This is a genomic window from Roseateles sp. P5_B10 (assembly GCF_056400485.1).
Map to the genome: position 1 here is coordinate 1 of NZ_JBFULE010000235.1, position 7,031 is coordinate 7,031.

Genomic DNA, 7,031 nt, shown 5'->3' on the forward strand with positions numbered 1-7,031 from the left:
CTCTGGATGGTGAGGGCGTCCTGGTGCCGATCTGGAATCACCTGGCGGACCTGCTCCCGGCGATTCCACGACTCACTGCCCGTCAAATCCTGGCCTATCTCGGTGCGGAGTACATCGAGAGAACCCGAGAACAAGAGCCCAACTTGGGCGCCGATCGCTTTCTGTCGGGGCTCATATCGAACAATGCAGGCAAGGAAATTCACGTCGGAATCTTTGAATCCCCAAAGGGAATTCAATTGCACATCGACTGGGAGACGGCGCCTTTCAACGGCCTCGGTTGCGACCGCACGTTGCAACTCGACCAGTTGTTCGAGCAGGCCGGCTGGAAGTCGACTCATATGGACCTGGGGCATCACATTTACATGCGTTCGACCCTCTATGTACCGCCGATCGAGCCCGCGAACTCCAAAACCACGGTGACGCTGACTACAAGAAGTCCAGCTTGCATCACCAACATCCTTGTACGTTCAATTCACCCATGACGGCTAAAGACTTCGACGCAACGCACGTCCGCCACGGCATCACGCTGCTGAATGGCGCGACTTCTAGCGACTTCGTCGCGCTGCTGGACGGCACCTATGAACACTCGCCGTGGATCGCCGAGCGCGCCGCGGCAGCCCGTCCCTTCAAGACCCTGGCTGCGCTGAAGGTCGCCCTGGCCCGCGTGGTGCGCGAAGCCAGCGTCGATGAGCAGCTCGGCTTGATCCGTGCCCACCCCGAGCTGGCCGGCAAGGCGGCCGTCGCCGGCGAGCTGACGGCCGAGTCGACCCACGAGCAGCAGAAGGCGGGGCTGACGGCCTGCACGCCGGAGGAGTTTGCCAAGCTGCAGAAGCTCAACGCCGACTACAACACGCGCTTCGGCTTTCCCTTCATCCTGGCCGTGCGCGGGCCGCGCGGCACGGGCTTCACACGCGCCGAGATCATCGCGACCTTCGAGCGCCGCCTGCGCGCCCACCCCGACCTGGAGCGGGCCGAATGCCTGCGCCAGATCCACCGCATTGCCGAGATCCGCTTGAACGACAAGTTCGGCGTGAAACCCGAACTCGGCGAGCAGCTGTGGGACTGGGCTGCTGCGCTCGCCGCGCACAGCGAGACGGACGATTTCCTGACCTGCACCTACGCCACGCCCACGCACACGGCCGTTGCCGAGCAGCTGATGGCCTGGATGCGCGATTGCGGCTTTGACGAGGTCAGTCGCGATGCGGTCRGCAATGTCGTGGGCGTCTACAACGGCACGGGCGCCGACAAGCGATTGCTGACTGGCAGCCACTACGACACCGTGCGACGCGCCGGCCGCTTCGATGGGCGGCTGGGCATCTTTGTGCCCATGCTGGTCGTGCGCGAGCTGCATCGCGCCGGCAAGCGGCTGCCCTTTGGCCTCGAGGTTGTGGGCTTCTCCGAGGAAGAGGGTCAACGCTATCCGGCGGACTTTCTCGGCTCGAGCGCGCTGATCGGCGCCTTCCAACCCGCCTGGCTGGACCAGACCGACGCCGCCGGCATCACGCTGCGGGATGCGATGCAGGCCGCCGGCCTGCCGGGCACGCTCGAAGCCATTGCCGGCTGCAGGCGCGACCCGTCGCGCTACCTCGGCTTTGTCGAAGTCCATATCGAACAAGGCCCGGTGCTCGACAGCCTGGACCTGCCCCTGGGCATCGTCACCAGCATCAACGGCAGCCGCCGCTACACCGGCGAGATCATCGGCCTGGCCAGCCACGCCGGCACAACGCCCATGGGCCAGCGCCGCGACGCCGCGGCGGGCGTGGCCGAGTTGATCCTGTTCACGGAACAGCGGGCCGCAGCGGTGCCGGACGTCGTCGGCACGGTCGGTATGCTGGAAGTGCCTTCGGGCTCCATCAACGTCATCCCCGGCCGCTGCCGTTTCAGCCTCGACCTGCGCGCAACGACAGACACAGCCCGCGACGCACTCGACGCCGACGTGCGCGCCAAGCTCGAGGAGATCTGCCTGCGCCGCGGCCTGAGCTTCACACTGCAGCCGACGTTGGCCGCCAACGCGGCGCCGAGCGATGCGGCCTGGCAGATGCGCTGGGAGGCCGCCGTCACCGGGCTGGGCCTGCCCATCCACCGCCTGCCCTCTGGCGCCGGCCATGACGCGATGAAGCTGCACGAGCTGTTGCCGCAGGCCATGCTGTTCGTGCGCGGCGGCAATGGCGGCATCAGCCACAACCCGTTGGAGTCGGTGACGGTAGATGACGCCGACCTGTCCATCCGGGCATTTGAACGTTTGATCGATACCCTATGACTCAGAACCGCATTGATGCCTGGATCAGCGAGAACTTCGACGACGAAGTCCGCTTCCTCCAGACCCTCGTCCGCATCCCCACCGACACCCCGCCCGGCAACAACGCGCCGCACGCCTACCGCACGGCCGAGCTGCTGGCGGAACTGGGCTTCGAGGCAGAGAAGCACACCGTGCCCGCCGCCGAGGTGCATGCGGCCGGCATGCAGTCCGTCACCAACCTGATCGTGCGCCATCGCTTCAGCGAGGACGGCCCGACGATTGCGCTCAACGCCCACGGCGACGTGGTGCCCCCGGGCGAAGGTTGGACGCATGAGCCGTACGGCGCCGAGATCGTCGACGGCAAGCTCTATGGCCGCGCGTCCGCCGTCAGCAAGAGCGACTTCGCGACCTACACCTTCGCGCTGCTGGCTCTCAAGAACTCGGGCCTGCCGCTGAAGGGCGCCGTCGAGCTGCACTTCACTTACGACGAGGAATTCGGTGGCGAACTCGGCCCCGGCTGGCTGCTCAGGCACGGCCTGACCAAGCCCGACTACCTGATCGCCGCCGGCTTCAGCTACCAGGTCGTCACCGCCCACAACGGCTGCCTGCAGATGGAAGTGACCCTGCACGGCCTGGCCTCGCACGCGGCCTATCCGAGCACCGGCATCGACGCGCTGCAGGCCGCCAACAAACTGCTGACGGCCCTCTACGCGCACAACGACGTGCTGAAGATGCGCCGCTCCGAGGTGGCTGGCATCACCCACCCCTACCTGAACGTCGGCCGCATCGAAGGCGGCAGCAACACCAATGTCGTGCCCGGCAAGGTCGTCATCAAGCTGGACCGCCGCATGATTCCCGAGGAGGACCCGGCCGCCGTCGAGGCGGAAGTGCGCGCGCTGATCGAGAACACGGTGGCCCAGAGCCCCGGCATCAAGCTGGACATCAAGCGCCTGCTGCTCGCCAACTCCATGAAACCACTGCCCGGCGCCGCGCCCCTCATCGCCGCGCTGCAGAAGCATGGCGAGGCGGTGTTCGGCGAGGCCATCCCGACCTCGGGCACGCCGCTGTACACCGATGTGCGCCTGTACACGGCCCACGGCATCCCGGCCGCCATCTACGGCGCCGGGCCGCGCACGGTGCTGGAGAGCAATGCCAAGCGGGCCGACGAACACCTGGTGCTGGACGACCTGAGGCGCGCGACCCAGGTGGTGGCACGGGCGCTGGCCGAGCTGCTTACCGCGTGAAGCGGCGGCGGCACCGGATCAGGCAGGCCCTGCTGCCAGCGCCGCGTTGACGGTGTCGACCAGGCTTTTCAGGCTGCTCTCGCCCCAACCGGTCTTGATGCCCGCGACGCTGCGGTCGCGCCGCAGCACAACGGTGTAGGGCAGCGAGCCCGGCGCCTCGAAAGCCTTCTGGCAGGCCTGGGTCGGGTCGTAGCTCAACGTCAGCTGCACATGCTCGGCCAGCGCGCGGGAGAGCTTGCGAAAGACATCGCGCTCCTCCGTGTTGACCGACACGACCTGCAGCCGGTCGGCAGCGGCCCGCTGCAGCCGGTCCAGATAGGGGAATTCTTCGCGGCAATAGCCGCACCACGAAGCCCAGAAGTTAACGACGACCACCTTGCCCTCGTAGTCGGACAGCCGGGGCTCCTTGCCATCAAGCAGGCGGCCCAGTGGAGCGTCAGGCGCCACGCGCTCCAGCGGCGGCCGGGTAGGCTTGGGCTTGGGCTTGGCCGGCTCGTCGGCCCGCGCGCCGCCCACGGCCAGGCATCCAGCCCAGGTCAGCAGGCCGCGCCTGTTCATGCATTGCTTCATCTCGCTTCCCTGTGTCCGGCGCGTTAGGCCGCGGTGGCCCCATTCTGCGCGCAGGCGCTGCCACCTAGAATCCCCCCATGTCAGCCCCGACGCATGCCCGCGCCCGCCGCCACGTCTGGTGGCTCGTGGCCGTGTTCCTGCTGGGTGTGCTGGCACCTGGCGTCAGCGCCGCCCTGGCCCATGCGCGGGGCGACTTTTCGGCCTGGCAGGACGTCTGCCGCGCGCCGGCGTCCAACGCCAATGCCGCCGAGCCCAAGCCCATTGAGGCCGCGCTGGACCTGCTGGCCAAAGGCCATTGCCCGGCCTGCCATCTGGGCGCCGCCGACCTCATCGAGCCTCCCGCGACACCCGAGCTGCGGTTGCGCGACGACCTGGTGCTGGAAGCTCCGGAGCGCTTCTGGACCGCGCCCGTCACTGCCCACGCCTGGCGCCCCGCCAGCGCACGCGCCCCACCCGGGCCGATCTGAGTCATCCGCCGCCGCGGCCATCAAGGCCCGGCGTTTTGCCGGCGCCCGCACCGGGCGCCGGCGCGACCCAGATCCAGCCCTTCCATGAAGAAATCCACCCTTGCGCGCGCGGCCGCCGCTTGCGTCGTCCTGTCCGTGTGGCCAGCCGCGCAGGCCTGTGACGACTGCGACGACGCCTCATCTCCGGCCCAAGTTGCCGCCGCAGGCCCCAACACGCCGACGCCGCGCAACAAGCTCGACCTCGTCCGCGTGCAGGGTGTTGCACCCAGCTCCCTGCCCACCAACATCCCAACGACTCGAGAAACCGTCACGCGCGAAGACATTGCGCGCAGCATCAACGCGACCGACTCGGAAGACGCGCTGAAGTACCTGCCCAGCCTGCTGGTGCGCAAGCGCTACATCGGCGACTACAACCACGCCATTCTGTCCAGCCGCGCCTCGGGCACCGGCAACAGCGCACGCTCGGCCGTCTATGCCGACGGCATCCTGCTGTCCAACTACCTGGGCAACGGCGTCGGCGGCTTGAGCTTCCCGCCGCGCTGGGGCCTGGTGACCCCCGAGGAGATCGAGCGCGTCGACGTCATGTACGGGCCCTTCTCGGCCGCCTACCCCGGCAACTCGGCCGGCGCCGTCGTCGACTACGTGACGCGCATGCCGACCCAGTTCGAGGTCCATGCCAAGCTGGGCTATGTGTCCCAGCCCTTCGAGCTCTACGGCGCCAAGGCCAACTACCGCGCCCGGCAGGGCAGCGCCTCGGTAGGCGACCGCGCCGGCGACCTCAGCTGGTGGCTCAACGTGAACCGCACCGACAGCAACGGCCAGCCGCTGACCTTCGCCAACCGCCTGGCCAGCACGGGCACCGCCGTCACCAACGGCACCCCGGTGACGGGCGCCGTGCTGGTGCCCAACAGCAATGGCCAGCCCTGGTATCTGCTGGGCTCGGCCACGCAATACAGCACCCGGCAGGACCACGTGAAGATCAAGCTGGCTTATGAGCTCAGCCCCACGCTGCGTGCCAGCTATGTGATGGGCGTCTGGCACAACGATTCAGACGGCAATTCAGAGAGCTGGCTGCGCGACGCGAGCGGCAAGCCCGTCTATTCGGGGCCTGTCGTCATCGATGGCAAGCAGCTCACCGCGCCGACTGGTGGCGACTTCCCGTTGACGCGCGAGCAGCTGCTGCACGTCATGCACGGCCTGTCGGTCAAGAGCCGCAGCGGCGGTGAATGGGACTGGGAAGCCGCGGCCAGCCTTTACGACTACCGCAAGGACGACAAGCGCCAGAACACCGCCGGCAACCCACAGCCGGGCGCTCGGACGGGCGGCGCGGGCACGCTGGCCGACGGCAGCGGCACCGGCTGGAACACCCTCGCCCTCAAGGGCATCTGGCGCCCCGCGGGGACCGACCACGTCGTCGATCTCGGCCTGCAGCAGGACAGCTACCGGCTCAGCTACCTGACGTCCAACATCGCCGGCAACTACCTCGCTGACGGCCCCGGCGCGATGGCCGCCAATGTCCAGGGAAAAACCCGCCTGCAGGCCGCCTATGCACAGGACGCCTGGCTGCTGGCGCCCGACTGGAAGGCCGTGCTGGGCCTGCGCGCTGAAGCCTGGCAGGCCCACGACGGACGCACGGACTTCTCGGCCACRGCCGGCCAGGCCTATGCCGCGCGCAACGACAGCTTCCTGTCACCCAAGGCGGCCCTGTCCTGGCAGGCCACGGCCGACACCGTGCTCAAGGCCTCCGTCGGCCGGGCCGTTCGCATGCCCACCGTGGCCGAGCTGTATGGCGCCACGTCGACGACGAACTCGGCGTACATCAACGACCCCAACCTCAAGCCCGAGAAGTCCTGGACGGCCGAGCTGAGCGCTGAAGCCACCTGGGGACCGCTGCAGTCGCGCCTCACGCTGTTCGCCGAGACGACCCGCGATTCGCTGTACTCGCAGGCCCTCTTCGACCCGGCGGCCAACAGGAACATCAGCCGCGTGCAGAACATCGACAAGATAGGCACGACCGGCCTGGAGGCCACGCTCGCCGCCAACGACTGGCTGCTCAAGGGCCTGGACCTGTCGGCCAGCGCGACCTACACCGACTCCAGGATCAAGGCCAACAGCGGCTTTGTCGCAACGCCGGGCGACACCCTGGGGCGTTGGCAGCCCAACATCCCGCGCTGGCGCGCCACCGCCCTGGCAGCCTGGCGCTTCGACGAGCACTGGAGCGCCAGCCTCGCGGCCCGCTACAGCGGCCGCCAGTACCGCACACTCAACAATGCCGACGTGAACGGCTTTGCCTACATGGGCGTCAGCAAATATGCGACGGCCGATCTGCGCGTGCTGTGGAAGATTGACCGCCAGTGGAGCGCCGCCGTCGGCATCGAGAACCTGAACGACTATCAATACTGGAACTTCCACCCCTACCCGCAACGCAGCTACTCGGCCGAGCTGAAATTCGATCTATGAAGACATACCTCACCGCCACTCTGCTTGCCGTCGCCGGCACCGCCCAGGCCC

At 67.9% G+C, this 7,031-nt stretch carries 6 protein-coding genes; 5 read left to right on the forward strand and 1 reads right to left on the reverse strand.

The window, feature by feature from the left end; all coding sequences use genetic code 11:
• The 3 genes from AC1DU6_RS15380 to AC1DU6_RS15390 all read left to right on the forward strand — a co-directional run.
• On the forward strand, positions 1-482 hold a 482-nt coding region (locus tag AC1DU6_RS15380; protein WP_477858101.1), incomplete at its 5' end, for a hypothetical protein.
• A complete protein-coding gene (gene uraD / locus AC1DU6_RS15385) occupies positions 479-2,260 on the forward strand; it encodes a 2-oxo-4-hydroxy-4-carboxy-5-ureidoimidazoline decarboxylase (protein ID WP_477858102.1) in 1,782 nt (593 codons plus the stop codon). The genes AC1DU6_RS15380 and uraD, both read left to right, overlap by 4 nt.
• The gene (locus AC1DU6_RS15390; protein ID WP_477858104.1) at positions 2,257-3,483 is read left to right on the forward strand and encodes an ArgE/DapE family deacylase; all 1,227 of its coding nucleotides are present in this window, start codon (positions 2,257-2,259) and stop codon (positions 3,481-3,483) included. The genes uraD and AC1DU6_RS15390 overlap by 4 nt, the downstream gene beginning before the upstream one ends.
• A gap of 18 nt (positions 3,484-3,501) precedes the next feature.
• On the opposite strand, the gene AC1DU6_RS15395 is transcribed toward AC1DU6_RS15390, so the two are convergent.
• Positions 3,502-4,041 (reverse strand): TlpA family protein disulfide reductase, encoded by a 540-nt coding sequence (locus AC1DU6_RS15395; RefSeq protein ID WP_477858106.1) that lies wholly within the window; start codon positions 4,039-4,041, stop codon positions 3,502-3,504.
• 89 nt (positions 4,042-4,130) lie between these two features.
• Between AC1DU6_RS15395 and AC1DU6_RS15400 the strand changes: the two genes are divergently transcribed.
• The gene (locus tag AC1DU6_RS15400) at positions 4,131-4,520 is read left to right on the forward strand and encodes a DUF2946 family protein (protein WP_457323496.1); all 390 of its coding nucleotides are present in this window, start codon (positions 4,131-4,133) and stop codon (positions 4,518-4,520) included.
• Positions 4,521-4,604: 84 nt separating this feature from the next.
• Positions 4,605-6,980, forward strand: a complete 2,376-nt coding sequence (locus AC1DU6_RS15405; protein WP_477858108.1) for a TonB-dependent receptor — start codon at positions 4,605-4,607, stop codon at positions 6,978-6,980.
• The last annotated feature ends 51 nt before the right edge of the window (positions 6,981-7,031 follow it).

Excerpts from the sequence above, each read along its gene's own strand:
- AC1DU6_RS15400 (WP_457323496.1), top strand. The coding sequence starts at position 4,131 with ATGTCAGCCCCGACGCATGCCCGCGCCCGCCGCCACGTCTGGTGGCTC.
- AC1DU6_RS15395 (WP_477858106.1), bottom strand. The coding sequence starts at position 4,041 with ATGAACAGGCGCGGCCTGCTGACCTGGGCTGGATGCCTGGCCGTGGGC.
- AC1DU6_RS15390 (WP_477858104.1), top strand. The coding sequence starts at position 2,257 with ATGACTCAGAACCGCATTGATGCCTGGATCAGCGAGAACTTCGACGAC.